This is a genomic window from Terricaulis silvestris (genome assembly GCF_009792355.1).
GTDB classification, from domain to species: Bacteria; Pseudomonadota; Alphaproteobacteria; order Caulobacterales; family Aquidulcibacteraceae; genus Vitreimonas; species Vitreimonas silvestris.
In genome coordinates this window covers 1,653,044-1,669,270 of record NZ_CP047045.1, presented here as the reverse complement: position 1 = coordinate 1,669,270, position 16,227 = coordinate 1,653,044, and the positions used below count along the sequence as shown (strand labels likewise).

Here is a 16,227-nt window from a genome sequence, read left to right as displayed (position 1 = left end):
AAAACGCCTGCGCTTTCATCCGCCTAGACCGGAAATCCAGCGTTTTCAGCGGGTTTTCGCAGAGTCAGGCGAATCGGCATGTTTCAGCCGGGTTTGTTGGTATCGTGTTGGCGCCGAAAATCGATACCAACAAAGTTCCGCAACGCGGAATCGAACCGGGAATCAACATGCCGACCGCGCCACTTACCCAAACGAAAATCGAGCAACTGAAGCCGCAGCCGAAGCCCTACAAGGTCAGCGACGGCGGCGGGCTGCACCTGCTTGTGAACCCCAACGGGTCGAAGCTCCTGCGGCTCAGCTACCGCCACGGCGGCAAGCAGAAGACGCTGGCGCTCGGCGCCTATGATCCGAAGGCCAACGGACTGATTGAAGCCCGCGCCGCACGGGAGGCCGCCAAGAAGGCGCTTAAGGAGGGCCGCGATCCGGGCCGCGTCGCCGTGACCATGGACAGCAGCGAGACCTTCGAGCGGATCGGGCGCCGCTGGTATCGGCACAAGGAAGCGCGCTGGAATCGCAAATACGCGGACATCGTTCTGAAGCGGCTGGAAACCTACGTCTTCCCCCACATCGGCGACATGCCCATCGGCAGCGTTCGCAAGTCCGACGTGCTCGCCGTGCTCCGCAAGATCGAAGATCGCGGCATCATCGAAACGGCGCATCGAGTCCGCGAATACATCGGCGGCATCTTCCGTTTCTCAGATGATGACAACGTGATTGATCCGACACCCGCGCTCAAAGGTCGCCTGAAGCCCGCGCCACGCCCGGTTCACCATAAGTCGCTGAAGCGCGATGAAATCGGAGACTTTCTCGCGAAGCTGCGCGCCAGCAAATGCGAGCCGCAAACGCGGTCGGCGATCCTCTTCACGATCTTGACCGCCGCGCGCACTGGCGAGGCCATCGGCGCGCAATGGGATGAATTCGAGAACCTGCGTCACCCGTCGAAAGCGCTCTGGCGCATCCCCGGCGAGCGCATGAAGGAAGGCCGCGAACACATCGTTCCGTTGTCTCCGCAGGCGCTCGCCATCGTGAAGGAATTGCAGGCTCAGCGCGGGCTTGGCAGCTACGTCTTTCCGGGGCGCGGCGGTCACGGCGCGATGTCCAACAACACGATGATTTTTCACTGCTACGCGATGGGCTATCGCAACAAGACCACGATGCACGGCTGGCGCGGATCGTTCTCCACCATCGCCAACGAGTCCGGCTTGTGGGCGCCCGATGTGATCGAGCTTTGCCTAGCGCACGTCTCCGGTAGTGAAGTCCGGCGCGCCTACAACAGCGCCGAACACCTGCCGAAGCGGCGCGAGCTTCTGCAATGGTGGGCCGATGAATTGGACAAGCTGCACGGCAGCGCGACTTGGCATGAAGGTCTGTTCGGCTAGGGCGCTTAAACCCAGAGGCTAAATCCAAGATTTTCCGCGAGCGACGAGAGACTCGCGAGGCGGCTCATAAGGCTCCAGCAGCGCCAATTCAAATATCTCAACGGCGCCGTTATCTTCGCGGACACATTCCGCCTTGTCGTCGTCAACGAGTTTTACAATGGTCCATTTGTGCCTGAACGGCGGGTATTGAACTTCATCACCAACTTGCATTTCGCTACCTCCGAATCATCACAGGGGGCCGTGAGCCTGGAGTGATTTGGCGCGCAAGGGGTGAATCGAGCTTAAGATATTCGGAAAGACCTCTCGCCGAGCCGCCTAGGTTTGTGTATTTGTTGCGTTCGCGAAGTAATTGGGGAGCACCGATGCGCTGCATCCTACTGGCAATGGCCCTTGCAACAATTGGCGTTGCAGCGTTCGCGAGCAATGCAGTTGCGCAAAGCGGGAGCGCTCCGTTCTGCACGGTCGATAATACCGGCACTCAATTTAACTGCTACTACTACTCTATGGACGCCTGCCGTCAGGCGGCAGGTCCGAGCGGCGCGTGCGTCGTCAATCAACAAGGTCAGAGTCGAAACCGCTTCGACTTTATCAGCCCAGGCAGCAGCGTCGGCATATACGACGACATGCGGCGAGCGCGAGAAGCAACAACTCCCCCCGCACCCGCCACATCTGGTTTGTCGGCGCGGCAACGGCGATGGCTCGAAATGTGTCGAGACATGGAACAGAGCTACTTCGACGACCTAGAATCTTTCAGGTCGCGCTTTAACCCGCCCATGACCGCAGAGGAATACGCCTACGCTTCGAGCCAATTCCGTGGACGCGGCGAGTATTGCCGAGCGTTGGCACAGTGAAACGCGACGGTTAACGATAGCGCGCTAGCAAGCTGGCGCCGTCCTTGCGTGGCGACGGCCCATGTCAGAACACCGCGACCAAGTTCTAGTCCGCGCGACGCCAGATTTCCTTGATGCACTCGATAAGTGGCGGCGCGAGCAAAAGGACTTGCCCACGCGCGCCGAAGCAATGCGACGGCTGGCGTTAATCGCGATGGAGACTCGCCATCACGACTCTGCGGATCGTCGCGTCGGGCGGCATCGCCCAACCGGCTTAGAGATCGATGTCCCGCAGTGGTTCGTCCAACAGATTGATGCGAAGGCAAAGAAGGAGTCGCTCACGCGTGAGGAGATGGCGTTCGGGCTAATGCTTCTCGGCTCCGGTCAAGACGCCTTGCAAGGCGAAGGTGGCGGCGTGACTGCGGCTGATCTCGCGCGCGCAAAGCAGCGATCCGCCAAACAACTTGACGCGGTGTTTCGTGAGCGGCGGAGAACCGCCGACTAGCTTTGCGCGCGCCGCTTCGCTTTGATGCGCTCTCGATTGGCGTAGTAGTAGGCGAGCTTCCGCGCTTTGATCTTCTCGGCGTGTAGGGCGTAGCGCTTCGCATCGTATTTGCGGAATAGCTCGGGGTCCTGCTTCTCTCGCCATTTGCGTTGCGCATCGGCGATGCAATCGGGGTTCGCCTTTGCCCATCTCGCCTGTTGTCTTCGGTGTAGCTCACGCTCGCGCTGCTCCGGCGTCATCGCCTTTAACGCGCGCTGCTTCGCTTTGTATTTCCGCGACGCTTCCCTTCGCCGCTCGCGCAAACTTTCATCGAGCGCGAGTTTTTCTCGCCTTCGCGCCCAGATGCGCTCGCGATTGTTGGCTTCGTATTTTCGTTTGGATGCGCGCCGCCGCTCTCGCTTCGTCAGCGGGCCGTCGCCATTTGCTAGCCGACTCGACCCTTCGATCTCGCGCGCAATCTGGCGGTCGCGCTTCTCCTGCTCAGAGAGCATTTGACTTCAACCGCTCGCGCCGCGCGGCTTGACCACGGCGCCAGCGTTCACGCGCACGCCGCGCCACCACCTCTGGGTCGCGGTTCTCCATAAACTTCGCGGGCGCACTCATACGCTTCCGCCGCATATACTCACGCTTCACGTTGCGCCGACGCGCCAGCGCACATTCATCGCTGCATGTGATCGCGGCGGCCCTCGGCGAAAACAGATCGGCGCAGATCACGCAACGCTTGTTCGGCTTGCGTCGATAGTGAGCCATCACCGTTCACCCTGCATCCATTTCGAGCGATGCACAGTTTTCATCACTGGCGCCATCGCGAGGTTGCGTAGCTCATTCTCGCGCGTGTCCGGCGACATCTTGATTAGCTGGCGCACGGCCCAGCCATACACGAACGAGTCGAGCGCTTCGGCGCGGCGTCCGCTAATTCGTTCCCATCGCGCGACCGGCGAGCCGCGAAGATACTTCACCACGCGGCGCTCAGACGTGAGTTGAGAATAATACTCCGGCCCCAGCGAGTGAGAGAACCGCACGCTGCGGCCTTTCGATAGGCGCGCAAGCAATTGCGACTTGGCGGAGTCGACTCCGATGATGAAAAGCTTTGAGCCTTGCGTTTTGCTCGCTTCGATCATCGGGCGCTGCCCCGCAACACCCTTCACCGCATAGACGCGGCGCGCGGCACGGAATTTCGTGAAGCCGATCACGGAGTCAGTCGTCTCGCCGTCGCCAGCGTCAACGGCGCAAGCGTCAACGCGCAACGTCCCGCCTAGCGGATGCTTCCATGTCGTCTTCAGTGCGTCGTCTAGCTCTTGCCAAACGTCATCGGCCTGCGGCGATCCCCAAAACTCTTCATGCTTCAGAACGAGGATGTCGCCGTCGCGCGTGTGGCCCAAGTAGCTGCATTCGAGTCGGTCGCGCTGCACGTCAACGCCGCACGTGATCCACAACACTTCGGCCGGAATGGATTCGAGCGAGAACGATTCCGCGCGCGTCGCTAACTCGCCTTCGTCGAGACCTTCGCCCAAATCCTCCTTGAACTCTTCGGCCAAGATCGTGTTGACGAACACGCGGAGCTTGTCGGGATGTCGCTTCGCATCGCGGAACTCTGCGGCGAGCTTCGCCCATGATGCATTCGCCAGCGTGCTCACAAGCGCATTGATGCGGAAACCGGCATGGCCTTTCACTTCGGGCCGCGTCGCGCGCCACGCGCCGTTGCTCACCATCTGAGCCTTGAAACGCTCCGGTATCAGCGCCTCGCAATGCGGACACCGAAAAGCAGCCTTCTCCGGCTCACCCTTCGGCCATTCGATATGGCGCCATTGAATCTCAGTCAGGCCGCCGCACTCAGGGCAGACCGACTCGTAAATGCGTTGGTCCGATTGCTCATAGGCGCGCAGCACGTGGCCGGTTTCGTAATTCGTCGGCGTGCTGCCCATGATGATCTTGCGGTCGGGATATGAGAGCGTGCGGCGGATCGCCAGATCAATCGGCGAGCCTTCATTCGTGATTTCGTAGGCGTCGCATTCGTCCATGAGCAAGATGCGGACGTTGTGGCGCCGGAGATTGCGCGGCGCGCGCGCCGGAACGATCTTCAGCGAACCGCCAGGAAAGCGGCGGCTCAGGAGCGTGCTGCGGCCCGTTTCGTCGGCGTCGCCGCTGACAAGGCCGCGCAACACCGGCGTCGCCTCGAAAATCGGCTCTAGGTCGGAAACGACGTAATCCCGGCAGTCCGACTCCGTAGGCAGCAGCAACATGATGTTGGCCGGATCGTTCGCCACATGCGCGCCGATGGCGCCGGTCAGCAGAGTCGACAAGCCAACCCGGACGGACTTGCAGAGCGTCACTCGCTCGCACGCCGGGTCGCTGATCGCGTCGGCGATCTCGCGCTGATACGCCCATAGCTGCACGCGGCCCGGCTCGGCGCTGACACCCGCCGGAAGGCGCATCTCGGCTTCCATCCAATCGGCGAGCGACAGACGCGGCGGCGGCGCGAGCACGGCCTTAGCTTGTTTTCTCGCGACAAGGACTCCGCCGTCGCCGCTGGAAACGGCGCTGGCGCGTTCGTGCAGCACGCGGGCCTCTCGGGTCGCGGTCGTCATTGGACGGCCTGTACGGCGACGCTAGGGGCCTCAGCGTTCGAATCCGCAGCAAGGTCAGTCAGGATCGCGCGCAAAACTTCGTCGATTGTGGCTACATCGTGTTGAGTCAGGTGAGGCAGCCTAGACCGGATGCGCGACGGCGCGGACAGCACGCCCGCTCGAACCTCGCGCAGGATCGCGCTCCATTCGGCGACGACGGCGCCGCGTGACAGAAGCTCGCCCTTCAGCGCGCGGTTTTTCAGTTCGGCGTGTTCGGCCTGCGCCAGCACAAGGCGCTGTCGATGATCTTTCACTTGATGCGGTCGCGCCGTCTTCGGCGGATCGTCGCCAAGAAGCTCGGCTGCGGTTCGGCGTGCGCGTGTCATGCCGTCATCTTCCCCATGAGCGACGGCGAACACAACGCATCGGCCTGGAATCGGGTTTGCTTGAATCGGGCGATGTTCTGCGGCTCAGTGCCACCCGCAGCCGGGCGCCGCCGGAAAGGACCCGTCGACTCATTGCCATTGTTGATTGACGGCGACGTGCGGGGTGCAGCGGGTGCAGGTCTAGCCAAGACTCTTTTAGAGTCGCGTATAAGAGGACTCTTGGAGAGACCTGCACCCGCTGCACCCCGGATCATGTGAAGCGCTCATCTCTAAGCCGCAGCCCGCGCAATACGCGCACGCCTTTGCGAGCGCCGCGCCGGAAACCACGCTTCTCCAGTTCGTCGAAAAGCTCGCGATCTAGGCCAGCATTGCGTAGGCCGCTCGCATGGCAAAAGTCGCGATAGCTCGCGAACAACGCGGGCCGCGCTTCGCTGAAATCGTCGCCTTCTTCAGTGCATTCTCCGAGCCATCGCGCCACATAATCCGTCTTGGCCCTGTAGCGCTCGCGGGTGTCGATTGTGACCTTGGGCAGTATCAGCTTGCCCAGGCTTCCGCTCGCCTCCCCATCGGCCCGCCACGCACGCGCGCCGTCCAACGCCCAATTGAGCACGCCCGCCAATTCGCGCGCGGCGATCTTCTCATCTAGGTCCCCGATTTGCCGCGCGCGCGGAATCTGCACGTCGAAGGGAACGGGGATGATGCGGCCCCAGAAGGCATCGCTTGAGTCCTGACTTCCCGGCGCGAAATTGCCGCGCACGAACACATGATGCGTCGGGGTGAACGAGAACGACTCACCATAGAGGCGCCGCGCCGCAAGGTCGTCTTTCGACGCAATGTCTCTGATCTTCTTATCATCCCAAACCGCGTGCTTCGGCAGTTCGTTAATCGACACGAACCGCGCGCCCATAGAGAGCGCCGTAAGCTCGCGCTTGTAATCGCTGTCATGCTTGGTTTGCAGCAGCAGGTCCGCGCTGGCGGTAAGGTGATAGTCGCCGAACAGCCGCGAGAGCACGTTGCAAAGCACGCTCTTGCCATTGGCGCCGCTCTCGCCCAGCAGAAACACGATGGCGCGATCTAGGATCACGCCGAACAGCGCGGCGCCGATCGCGCGCTGCAATAGCTCGCGTTCGTCAGCGTTCGGCAGGACTTCGCAGATAAATCGATTCCACATCGGCGCGTCGGCGTGCGGATCGTAAACGCAACCCATGCGCTTGCTGATGTATTCGCTCGCTGGCGCCATAACGAGCTTGAGCGTCTTCAGGTTTAGCACGCCGTTGGCGACGCCCAGCAGGTGCGGCGTGCGATTGAACCGCGCCGAAGAAATGGACATGTGCGGGCGCGCCTGCTTAAGCGCGCGCTCCTGAATGCGGCGATCATCAAACAATTGGCCCGCGCGAGAGAGCGCCCGCTTTGCATCTTCAATGGCGCCGCGTTTAGCATCTCGATATTGCTCAGCGGCTTCACGAACTAGGTCCGCGCAGAACGCTTGCATGAGGGTTTCGGGATCGGTCGGGGACCAAACGCCATCGACGAACGCCAGCCAGATTTTCAGTTCCGGCACATAGCAGGTAGTTCCGCCGCAGCGCTGATAGAACTCGAAGCCGTTGCTTGTGTCGCCGCCAGAGCTTTGACCCAGAATGAGCACGGCGGACTCGATGGTGTCGAGCGCGGTCGGTTGAACCGGATCGCCAAGAAGCTCCGCCGCGCTGCGCCGCTGTTTAGTCGTGGTCGTCATTCCGCGACTTCCTTCCACATGGGCCATGCTCTGCGGCTCCGTGGCCTCTTTCGCGCGGCCTCGCGGATTTGCTCTGGCGTCACCGCGCGCGCGCACGGTCGCCTCTCTGAGAGCGGCAGTCCCGCGTCCAACAGCAACGCCAGCTTCTTCTTGTAGGCGGCCCGATGCTCCGGCGAACGGCGCGGGGACGTGGCGTCGCTATACAAATAGATGCGGTCGGGGATCGCGGCGCCTATCGGCTCAATGGAGATTTGCCGCACGACGCGCCGCGTGAGACCGGGGAGCGGCGTCCGCGCCGGGTGCGTCTCGTACACGCACCATCCGGCGCGCTCGCCCAGCGCCCTGTAATCGCGATTGAGGGCAAGCCAAGTGCCGTCCGGCTGGCGCTCGATACAATAAGGCCAATCATACCAACTGCGGTCGTGACCATAGCGAGGCGCGGCGTTGACCGCCTCCGCACGCGCACTTAGAACTCTCGTAGCCATTTGGCTTTTCTCCTTGTTCGCCGATGGTTAGGGGGTCGCGCCCCGTTATTCCGGGTCCTCGCACGTTGGTCGCGTGCGGGGACCTTTTTCATTTTCGGTATCGTCGGCACCGAGAGGGCGCTTCCTGAATGACCGGGTTAAAACAAAACCTCCCGGCGCCGACGTACCTACTCTGCGTCGCTCCTATCGAGCCAAGCCGTGCGCGCCTCGCCCATGTTGGCGAACACGCCAAGGCCGAATAATTCGACCTCACCCGTTGGCCGCACGATGCCCACGGCTTCGGCTTGCAGCCCTTCGATGGTGAGCGGCGTTACGCTTCCATCGTCATCCATCGCCCAACCGAGAACCCAGTGCGGCGATTGAAAAACGCCGTTCGAGTCCTCGATGACGCAATGGAAATAGCCGTTCGGCGCGACAACCTGCATGACGCTTAGGCCAACGTGACCGGCTGACCGAGGCGAACGCGAACCGTCGTCGCGCCCGCGCCAGCCGCCGCGATAGCGACGCCGATCAGCGCTTCGCTATCGCCAACGCTGTTGGAGTCGGTGTCCGTGTGCGAGCGCGCGGTTTTCGACGTGATGTCGAAATAGACCGGCGCGCCGACCGTGAACACGTCGGCGGCATTCTTGGCGATGTCGAACACGCCCACGCACGAAATAACGACCGCCGTGGAAATCAGCGCGTCGCTGTTGGCAACGCCGAAGAGCGAGCCGACGAGCACGCCTTCACCAGAGTCGACTGCATACGGCGCCGACGCAATGTCGATGTTATCGCCGGGTTGAACGTAGTTTCTCATTTCACTCTCCAAACTTGGAATTATTGAATCGGATGACGTTGACGGTCCCGCCCTGCAATTGCGCGATGCGTGTTTCAACATCGGCGATGGCTCGCGCCATTTCAGCGTCGCTCTTGTAAGCGATGCGTTCGCCGTTTTGATCTTCGATCTCGCGCACGCCGCCGAGACGCGCGCGAATGAGCGCGTCCCGGAGCGTTTGCAGGGAGGTTAGGTCGAGCGCCATTAGCTGTTGCTGTCGTTCGTGGCGAAGTTCGCCACGGCGCCGCGCCAGCCGCCAGGAAGCAGACCCGCACCCCAGTGCGCGACAACGCGATAGTCGCGCGCGAGCGTGCGGAAGTTTTCCTGAGACGCCAACTGAGGCCCAGAAAAACCTTGCAACCAACTGTGTTCGAACACCGGCGCCGCAGACGGATTGGCGAACAAGAACCAGTTGACCGGATCGAGCGCCGACTCCACGAGCAATTCGAGAGAGCCTGCAAACACGTTCACATCGCTTGCTTGAGCCGCGTAAACGAGGCTCATGGCGCGCTGCGCTTCGGTTTCCAGTTCGGCGCCGACAACCAGGAATTTCGGCGCGAGATTGAGCGGCGTCACACCGTCCAAGCCCTTCTGTATCCGCATGGCAAGCCGTGCGTCTTCCAGCGGCGTGAGCGCGCCGCCAGCCGTAAGGATGCGGCTCGGGTCCATGTTGTTGTTGTGAGCCGCAGAGAACAAGGGCTGATTGTCTTCGCCCATGTTCGGGTTGCCTTCGATCAGATCGACGATCACGGCGCGCTGATATTGCGCGACGGCTTGCCCAGCGGCGCGACCGAAATCGGCGAAGGCCGAAAGGTCATCATTTTGCTGGGCTTTGAAGCTCAACGCGAAGATGCCACCGAACGACTCGATGCTGTAAGCGTCGGCGATCTCGCTCCGGCTGATGTTTTTCAGTTCGGAGTTTTCGCCGCCAAGCGGTTGAAGCGCGCCCATTTCAGAGATGCGCAGGCGATTGAGCGGACGGAAATCCGGCGCCGTCGCCGTGCGGCCAAGCTGAATGAGCGGCGATTGCGCCGCTTGGAATTGCTCCAACAGGATGCGATTGCCAGTCCCGGTCAGCAGTTCCGGGAAATCCGACGTTGTGTGAGCGCGCGTGATGATGTCGAACTCAGAGAGGCCGACAACCGGGACGCCGCGTTCGGCGAGCATGGCGCGCGCGTGATCGACGAGTCGCGTGTTGTAGAACTCACGCTCTTCCGGCTTCGGCGCCGCGCCAGTGACACGCGCGTAGAGCGCATCTTGGCGACGCTGCATGATCGCCTGCGGCGCCTCATTGCTGCCGACGATGCGAACGCGCGGCGTGTTGGACGTGCGCGCCGTCATGATCTCATAAGCGGCGGCGCGGGCTTGCTCCACGGTCGCCTCTTGGTCGATCAGATCGTCGGCTTGCTCAGCCGTTCCGCCCGCGCGCTTGATGATCGTGCGGATTTCGGCGCGCGTCTCAGCAACGGTCGGCTCTTCGCGTTCGATGATTTGATCGTCGATCACGTCATCTTGCGGCGGCGCGGAACTCGCGGCGCCCTTCTTAGTCTTCGTCTTCATGGGATGACTCCGGGTTCGCGCGCCAGGATCGGCGCCGATTGAACAAAAGGACGCTTCGAGAATCCTCCAAGCGAGAGCCGTCCTTGTTCGCTCGCCCTTGGAGTTCGTGGAGTCAGCCCAGCGCGACACGCTGTAGCCGATGCTCAAATTGCGGATGATGCCCTCGGCGATGTCGCGCACGGTGCCAGCGACATCATCGCGCGCGCTCAGCCTAAGCCGCGCGCGGATTTCGCCGTCCACCTTCCATGCCTTTTCGATCACACCGAGAACGGCGCGTGTGCTTCCTTGATTGTGTGTGTCGAGAACCGGCGCGCCGACGATGCCGCGCAAGTCGGCGCCGTTGATGTCCAGCTTTTCGACGTAGCCGTAACGCGCGACAGCCGCGCCAGTCGAAAGCACAACCTCAATCGTCCGCGTCTTGGCGTCATAGGTCGTCGGCGCGAGCGCGGCGGCGCGCAACATGAGTTGGTTACGCATTGGAGTCCTCGCTTTCGGTTTCTTGCTCTTGCGCGTGCGGGTCCGCTGCGATGTCGGCGTCAACGCGCTCGATGGTTTCGCCGCGCGCCGCGATGGCTTCGCGACGGCTCATTAGCTTGGCGTCCAGCATGAGCGTGGTCGCCTGCACGTCTTTCACCGCATCGGCGGACGGCATGGCGGGGAAACGCCATTCGCAATTCAGATCGGGGTCGCCGACATCGGCGCCATTCCGCAGCGCTTCGGTAATCGCGAAGCGGCGCCAGATCGGCGCGAGCGCCTGGGGAACGAGCACGTTGAATTGCAGCGCTTCGAGCGCGGCCTTGAACGTCAGCAGCGCCGCCCGCAGGCTCGAATAGTTGGCGCGAGAAACATTGCCGCTCACCATGAACGCCGGGACGCCAAGCGCCGCGCTGATCTCTTCGACAATCGACGTGCGGAATTCGATGCTCTGACTTTGCGGGTGCGGAGCGTTAAATTTGATGTCCATGCCGGGCGGAAGTCGGCGAACGACTCCCGGCTCTAGGCTCACGTCGAGCGCGTCGCCGTCTTTCTCGCCATCGAATGGAAGCGCGGACGATCCGCCCGTATCAGTCAGGAAGCCAGCGTGCGCGGCTGCAACCTGAAAGCCCTTCAGCAGCGCGTCATTCAGAAGCCCCAGGTCGTGGAGCTTCAGCATGGTCGGCGCGAGCCACGAAACGCCGCGCACTTGGCCGACGCCAACGGGGCGCATCAAGTGCAGCACGTCCGCCGCGTCGATACGAACCGGCGGCGCGTAAGTGTCGAATTGCTGCGTCGGCGCGAACGGCTGAATGTGATAGGCGCGCCGTGTTCCGTCCGGTCCAAATTCTACGCCGCCCGCGATGAAAGCGCCGCCGCCAAGGTCGCGCGTGAGCGACTCGTCAATCTGTTCGGCGGGATAGAGCCGCAGCCGCAGGCCGTCCGCCGTGTTCACGAACACCGCGAAGCACTCGCCGTCGATAACGAGCGCGCGCACCATGAGCGCGATCAGGCCGCCAAAATCCGTCCGCCCGTCCGCATCGCAGACGTTCCACCAATCGTTCGTGAACGAGTCGACTAGCTCGCTGTTGGCGTTTGCAGGCATCGCCCCGGCGCCGACTGCGTAGGTAACGAGCGCCGCGACCGCTGCGGCGGCATGGCCGTCATTCCCGGCGAAGTAGCGCGCGCGGCTGCGTATCTGCGGCGCGGCCTGCATCGTCTCTTGCGCCGTGCGGCCCATGCTCGCTTCACGGCTGAAGCGCCCCCAGCGTCCAGCGTCATAGCCGCGCGTGTTGACGCCAAGCCAACGGCTCAGCGTCTTCACCGCGAAGGCGCGCAGGGAGAAGGGTCGCTGCGCCGCCATTAGTTCACCGCCCGCAGCGGCACTACGTTGGCGCCAGCGAAGTTCTGAAGCAGCGGCCTAAGGTCTAGCTTGCCGTAGAAGAGCGGCTCCCATTCATGGCCGGGCGAGACGATGGGCGCGTCCAGTTCGGCGCTCAGCCGCGTGCTGAAGGTCGTTTGCTCGCCATCCTCAGGGCCGCGCCAGACGGTCAGCCACATGACCGGCGCGCCGCCGCTGGCGATGTCGCTCAGGATCAATTCGATTAGCCGTCCGCCCTCCGGCTGGGGTCGCATGAGGTAGTCGTGAAGCTTGCGCAGCCGGGGCGCGTCGCCGATGCGCGCGCGGTCGAAGATGGCGAAGAGAACAGCGGTAGCCGCGACCGTTTCAGGCGCCCACACAAAGGCCGCCGTGGGGCCGACTCCTTGCCGTCCGCAGGGGTCGATAACCCGCGCCTCATGGAAGCGCCGGAAGCGCCCCAGGGCCTCCGGTTCGCCCATCTCGCACGCCGCCGCGAGCGCCTTCCCGGCTTCGCTCGGCCACATACCCTCGTGCATCTCCTGGCCTTTCTGTGCCTAGACTAATCTTGTCCAAGCACCGATAAGCCGAAGAGTCCACGCCTCGGTCTGAAGTATTTACGAGGTGGTCTTGACCGTTTTATTTGTGGCTGAAATTAGATCAACTGGCATCTGACTTAGATCGCGCCGATTTTGCGCTTTGGCCGTGTTGATCTATACTCGGGGAGTCGAATTCAGTTCGGGGGATTCGTTGGTATCGTGTTGGCGCCAGTGTCGATTTTATATCGGATAATCAACGATCTTCGATTCCGGGCGAGGCCTCCACTCTTTATTTCCCTTACATCTCAATACTCTCGCAGGCTTCGTTAGCGAACGTTTGCCTATTAACCTGGCGTTTACCGGTTAGTGCGATCTTCACCTTGTCTTCCCTTGGAGACACCCCACCATACCCAACGCCTTCGAGGGCCCCGCAAGGGGCCCTCGTTTTATTCGGACTCTGCGCCGCGGGACTTTCCCCCCGGCGCCGAACTTGATAGAGACCCCGCCTGCTTCGTCGGCGAAGCTAGAAGTGTTCCTCGGTAGCTCAGTGGTAGAGCAACCGGCTGTTAACCGGTTGGTCGTAGGTTCGAATCCTACCCGGGGAGCCATTCTCCTTTCTTCATCTGGTTGGTTGGAAGTTTTTCTCGAGCCCGCAGGCAGCCGCCGGCGGGCTTTGTTTTTGCGTGCGCGTCGGCCATGACGGTGGTGGGAGGCGCGCTTGCACGACGTGGTGATCATTGGCGGGGGCCATAACGGGCTGACTTGTGCGGCGTATCTGGCCGAGGCCGGGCTGAAGGTGCTGGTGCTGGAGCGGCGCGATGTCGTTGGGGGTGCGGCGGTCACCGAGGAGTTTTATCCTGGCTTCCGCAATTCGGTGGCGAGCTACACGGTGTCGCTGCTCAATCCGAAGGTGATCGCGGATTTGGAGTTGGCGCGGCACGGGCTGCGCGTAGTTGAGCGGAAGATTTCGAACTTCCTGCCGCTGTCGGACGATTCCTATTTCATGTCGGCGCCGGGGCTCACGCAGAGCGAAGTGGCGAAGTTTTCCAATCGCGATGCGATGCGGTTGGAGGAGTACGAGCGCCGGCTTGAAGTGATCGCCGACGTGGTGCGGGCGCTGTTGCTGGAGCAGCCGCCGAATTTGGTGGAGCACGGCTTTGTGCGCGGCGTCGAAGAAGCGATGCGCGCGGCGGGGTTGGGTGGCCGGCTGAATAAGCTGGACATCACCGGCAAGCGCGATCTGCTCGATCTCTTCTCCGAGAGCGCGGGCGATTGGCTGGATGGGTGGTTCGAGAGCGCGCCGATCAAGGCGCTGCTTGGGTTCGATTCCATCGTTGGCAATTATGCGAGCCCTTACACGCCAGGCTCGGCGTACGTGTTGCTGCATCACGTGTTCGGCGAAGTGAACGGCAAGAAGGGTTTGTGGGGGCATGCCATCGGCGGCATGGGCGCAATTACGCAGGCGATGGCGGCGTGTTGCCGGGAGCGTGGTGTGGAAATCCGCACCGGCGTTTCGGTGAAGGAGCTCATTCTCGAGAATGAGCCGACGCGCGAGGCCGGTGTTGTCGTGCGCGAGACCGCGACGGCACGCGGCGTCGTTACCGAGGATGGCGAGCGCATCGTGGCGAAGGCGGTGATTTCCAATCTCAATCCGAAGCTGCTGTTTGGACGCATTGTACCCCTCGATGCCCTGCCCGAGGATTTCGCGGAGCGGATTACGCGCTACCGTGTCGGCTCGGGCACGTTCCGGATGAACGTGGCGCTCTCTGAGCTGCCGCGGTTCACGTGTAAGCCAGAGCCTGGCGATCACCTCACCGCCGGCATCATCATCGCACCGTCGATGCAGTACATGGAGCGTGCGTACGATACGGCGCGCGCCAAGGGTTGGTCGGATGAGCCGATCGTGGAGATGCTTATTCCTTCGACGCTTGATGATTCACTCGCCCCTGCGGGCAAACACGTGGCTTCGCTGTTCTGTCAGCACGTGCAGCCGGAGTTGTCGGGTGGGCGGTCTTGGGACGATCACCGTGAGGAGGTGGCCGATCTCATGATCGCGACGGTCGACAAGTATGCTCCGGGGTTCAAGGCGAGCGTGCTGGGCCGCCAGATCATGTCGCCGCTGGATTTGGAGCGGACGTTCGGGCTTGTCGCGGGCGACATCATGCATGGCGCGCTTTCGCTGGATCAGTTGTTCAGCGCGCGGCCAGTGTTGGGTCATGGCGACTATCGGGCGCCGATCAAGGGGCTTTATATGTGCGGCGCGGGCACGCATCCGGGCGGCGGTGTCACTGGCGCGCCAGGGCACAATGCGGCGCAAGTGGTGAAGCGCGATTTTCGTGGAGGTGCGGTGCGATGAGATTTGTGGCTTTGGTGTTGGCGGCGGCTTTGACCGCCTGCGCGACCGGCGGCGGTGGCGATGAGATTGCTGGACAGCCTTCGCTTGAGGTGTCCGCCAATGTGCCGGCGCCGGAGCGCGCGCGATTCTATGCCGATTGCATCGCGCAAGCGGCAGCGGAGCACACGTACTTTCGGGAAGAGCACAATGACGAGCTGTTGCGCTTCAATTGCGACGGCGATGTCGCGGAACGGTTCTTCGCCGGCTTAGCGGAGCGCGCGGCGGCTGAAGGCTCCGAGATGGTTGTCGGCATCCGCACGTGGCGCTTCAGCAACCGGATTCAGCGCGACACGATCGGGCTGGATTATTGCTGGCGCGATTCTCCGAACGTCAACGCCGAGCCGCTCTATGCGTGCACAGTAGTGCTGAATGTCGGCTCGTTTTTGAAGGACTGAGTTCGGACCGTCTTGGACCGCCGGCGTCTCGCCGGCGGTGCTTCATCCACATTCTCCCGCGCCTGAACATTCGTTCGCCGCCGGCGAGACGCCGGCGCTCCATGGGACAGCGCTTTAGCCGGACAACGCTTTGCGTTTCCGGAGAGGGGAGAGCGGGGCGCGCTTCGGGTGAAGCTTCAAAGATTATGTTTCGTGGGGTGTGCCGAAGCGCGCCCTCGCACGGTTTGTTGTGCTGCCGGCGAACATGAGGCGTTGATGCCGTCTCGGTGTACCATGCGTCTATGGCAGGTGGGCCTTCGCTCGCTTCGCTTACGCGATGCTTCGCTCTGGATTGTCTGACCGGTGAGCTCCTTCTCCGCTTCGTGCACGACCAACCGAGTCATGCAGCCTGCTTCCAGGACCGGTCGCCCACAACGCTGGGAGTCCGACAGACGTCTTAGCGCCTGATGTTCGTTCCCGGCTGACGCGTAGATCGACCCAACATCGACCTAGGACCTCCGGCTTCCTTTCCTCGCCGAAGCTGCGAGCTTTGATCCTCACGGGCTTCATCTCGCATCGCGTTCAAACCGCATCTCCTGCGCTAGTTGGCTGTTGGATCCAGTAGCCTCCCTGCAGGGGATGGACGCAGTTTATGGGCGTGTGAACTCGGTCGGATTGATTTTCGCATGCGCGTTGATGGTGCTGGGTTTTTGCGTGTTTGTGCGTGGATAGAGGTGAGCTCTATCCCCCTATTCTTGAGTCATTCCGGGCGGAGCGAAGCGAAGACCCGGAACCCAAGGGCAAACGTCGCACTGGTGGCCCTGGGT

At 62.2% G+C, this 16,227-nt stretch carries 17 protein-coding genes and 1 tRNA gene; 6 read left to right on the top strand and 12 right to left on the bottom strand.

Annotated elements, in window-relative coordinates; genetic code table 11:
* Positions 1-167: 167 nt before the first annotated feature.
* Positions 168-1,379 (top strand): tyrosine-type recombinase/integrase, encoded by a 1,212-nt coding sequence (locus DSM104635_RS08505; protein ID WP_158765788.1) that lies wholly within the window; start codon positions 168-170, stop codon positions 1,377-1,379.
* A gap of 18 nt (positions 1,380-1,397) precedes the next feature.
* Here the strand turns inward: DSM104635_RS08505 and DSM104635_RS19895 are convergent, their stop codons facing one another.
* The gene (locus DSM104635_RS19895; protein ID WP_228445973.1) at positions 1,398-1,589 is read right to left on the bottom strand and encodes a hypothetical protein; all 192 of its coding nucleotides are present in this window, start codon (positions 1,587-1,589) and stop codon (positions 1,398-1,400) included.
* Positions 1,590-1,741: 152 nt separating this feature from the next.
* On the opposite strand from DSM104635_RS19895, the gene DSM104635_RS20160 reads away from it, so the two are divergent.
* Complete coding sequence (locus DSM104635_RS20160; RefSeq protein WP_158765787.1) at positions 1,742-2,230, top strand: DUF3551 domain-containing protein; 489 nt, start codon at positions 1,742-1,744, stop codon at positions 2,228-2,230.
* Between the two features lie 61 nt (positions 2,231-2,291).
* Positions 2,292-2,714, top strand: coding sequence for a hypothetical protein (locus tag DSM104635_RS08495; RefSeq protein ID WP_158765786.1), 423 nt, complete (start codon positions 2,292-2,294; stop codon positions 2,712-2,714).
* Here the strand turns inward: DSM104635_RS08495 and DSM104635_RS08490 are convergent.
* The 11 genes from DSM104635_RS08490 to DSM104635_RS08440 all read right to left on the bottom strand — a co-directional run bounded on the left by DSM104635_RS08490 (position 2,711) and on the right by DSM104635_RS08440 (position 12,574).
* Positions 2,711-3,205, bottom strand: coding sequence for a hypothetical protein (locus DSM104635_RS08490; protein WP_158765785.1), 495 nt, complete (start codon positions 3,203-3,205; stop codon positions 2,711-2,713). The genes DSM104635_RS08495 and DSM104635_RS08490 overlap by 4 nt on opposite strands.
* 258 nt (positions 3,206-3,463) lie before the next feature.
* Positions 3,464-5,302, bottom strand: coding sequence for a phage terminase large subunit family protein (locus DSM104635_RS08485; protein ID WP_158765784.1), 1,839 nt, complete (start codon positions 5,300-5,302; stop codon positions 3,464-3,466).
* Positions 5,299-5,667, bottom strand: coding sequence for a hypothetical protein (locus tag DSM104635_RS08480; RefSeq protein WP_158765783.1), 369 nt, complete (start codon positions 5,665-5,667; stop codon positions 5,299-5,301). The genes DSM104635_RS08485 and DSM104635_RS08480 overlap by 4 nt, the downstream gene beginning before the upstream one ends.
* Positions 5,668-5,917: 250 nt before the next feature.
* Positions 5,918-7,402, bottom strand: a complete 1,485-nt coding sequence (locus DSM104635_RS08475) for a DNA primase family protein (RefSeq protein ID WP_158765782.1) — start codon at positions 7,400-7,402, stop codon at positions 5,918-5,920.
* Complete coding sequence (locus DSM104635_RS08470) at positions 7,399-7,887, bottom strand: hypothetical protein (protein ID WP_158765781.1); 489 nt, start codon at positions 7,885-7,887, stop codon at positions 7,399-7,401. Before DSM104635_RS08470 ends, DSM104635_RS08475 begins: the two co-directional genes overlap by 4 nt.
* Before the next feature lie 167 nt (positions 7,888-8,054).
* Complete coding sequence (locus tag DSM104635_RS08465; protein ID WP_158765780.1) at positions 8,055-8,312, bottom strand: hypothetical protein; 258 nt, start codon at positions 8,310-8,312, stop codon at positions 8,055-8,057.
* Positions 8,313-8,317: 5 nt separating this feature from the next.
* Positions 8,318-8,683, bottom strand: coding sequence for a DUF2190 family protein (locus DSM104635_RS08460; protein WP_158765779.1), 366 nt, complete (start codon positions 8,681-8,683; stop codon positions 8,318-8,320).
* 1 nt (position 8,684) lies between these two features.
* Entirely contained in the window at positions 8,685-8,906 is a 222-nt protein-coding gene (locus DSM104635_RS08455; protein ID WP_158765778.1) for a phage head-tail joining protein, read from the bottom strand.
* Positions 8,906-10,738 carry a prohead protease/major capsid protein fusion protein gene (locus DSM104635_RS08450; RefSeq protein WP_158765777.1) on the bottom strand — a complete coding sequence of 611 codons (1,833 nt, stop codon included), beginning with the start codon at positions 10,736-10,738 and terminating at the stop codon, positions 8,906-8,908. The genes DSM104635_RS08455 and DSM104635_RS08450 overlap by 1 nt, the downstream gene beginning before the upstream one ends.
* Entirely contained in the window at positions 10,731-12,098 is a 1,368-nt protein-coding gene (locus DSM104635_RS08445) for a phage portal protein (protein WP_158765776.1), read from the bottom strand. Before DSM104635_RS08445 ends, DSM104635_RS08450 begins: the two co-directional genes overlap by 8 nt.
* Positions 12,098-12,574 carry a hypothetical protein gene (locus tag DSM104635_RS08440; RefSeq protein WP_158765775.1) on the bottom strand — a complete coding sequence of 159 codons (477 nt, stop codon included), beginning with the start codon at positions 12,572-12,574 and terminating at the stop codon, positions 12,098-12,100. The genes DSM104635_RS08445 and DSM104635_RS08440 overlap by 1 nt, the downstream gene beginning before the upstream one ends.
* Positions 12,575-13,164: 590 nt before the next feature.
* Between DSM104635_RS08440 and DSM104635_RS08435 the strand changes: the two genes are divergently transcribed.
* The 3 genes from DSM104635_RS08435 (at position 13,165) to DSM104635_RS08425 (ending at position 15,421) form a co-directional block, all read left to right on the top strand.
* Positions 13,165-13,239 (top strand) — tRNA-Asn (locus tag DSM104635_RS08435).
* 110 nt (positions 13,240-13,349) lie between these two features.
* The gene (locus DSM104635_RS08430) at positions 13,350-14,987 is read left to right on the top strand and encodes a phytoene desaturase family protein (RefSeq protein ID WP_158765774.1); all 1,638 of its coding nucleotides are present in this window, start codon (positions 13,350-13,352) and stop codon (positions 14,985-14,987) included.
* The gene (locus DSM104635_RS08425; RefSeq protein ID WP_158765773.1) at positions 14,984-15,421 is read left to right on the top strand and encodes a hypothetical protein; all 438 of its coding nucleotides are present in this window, start codon (positions 14,984-14,986) and stop codon (positions 15,419-15,421) included. The genes DSM104635_RS08430 and DSM104635_RS08425 overlap by 4 nt, the downstream gene beginning before the upstream one ends.
* Positions 15,422-16,227: the final 806 nt, after the last annotated feature.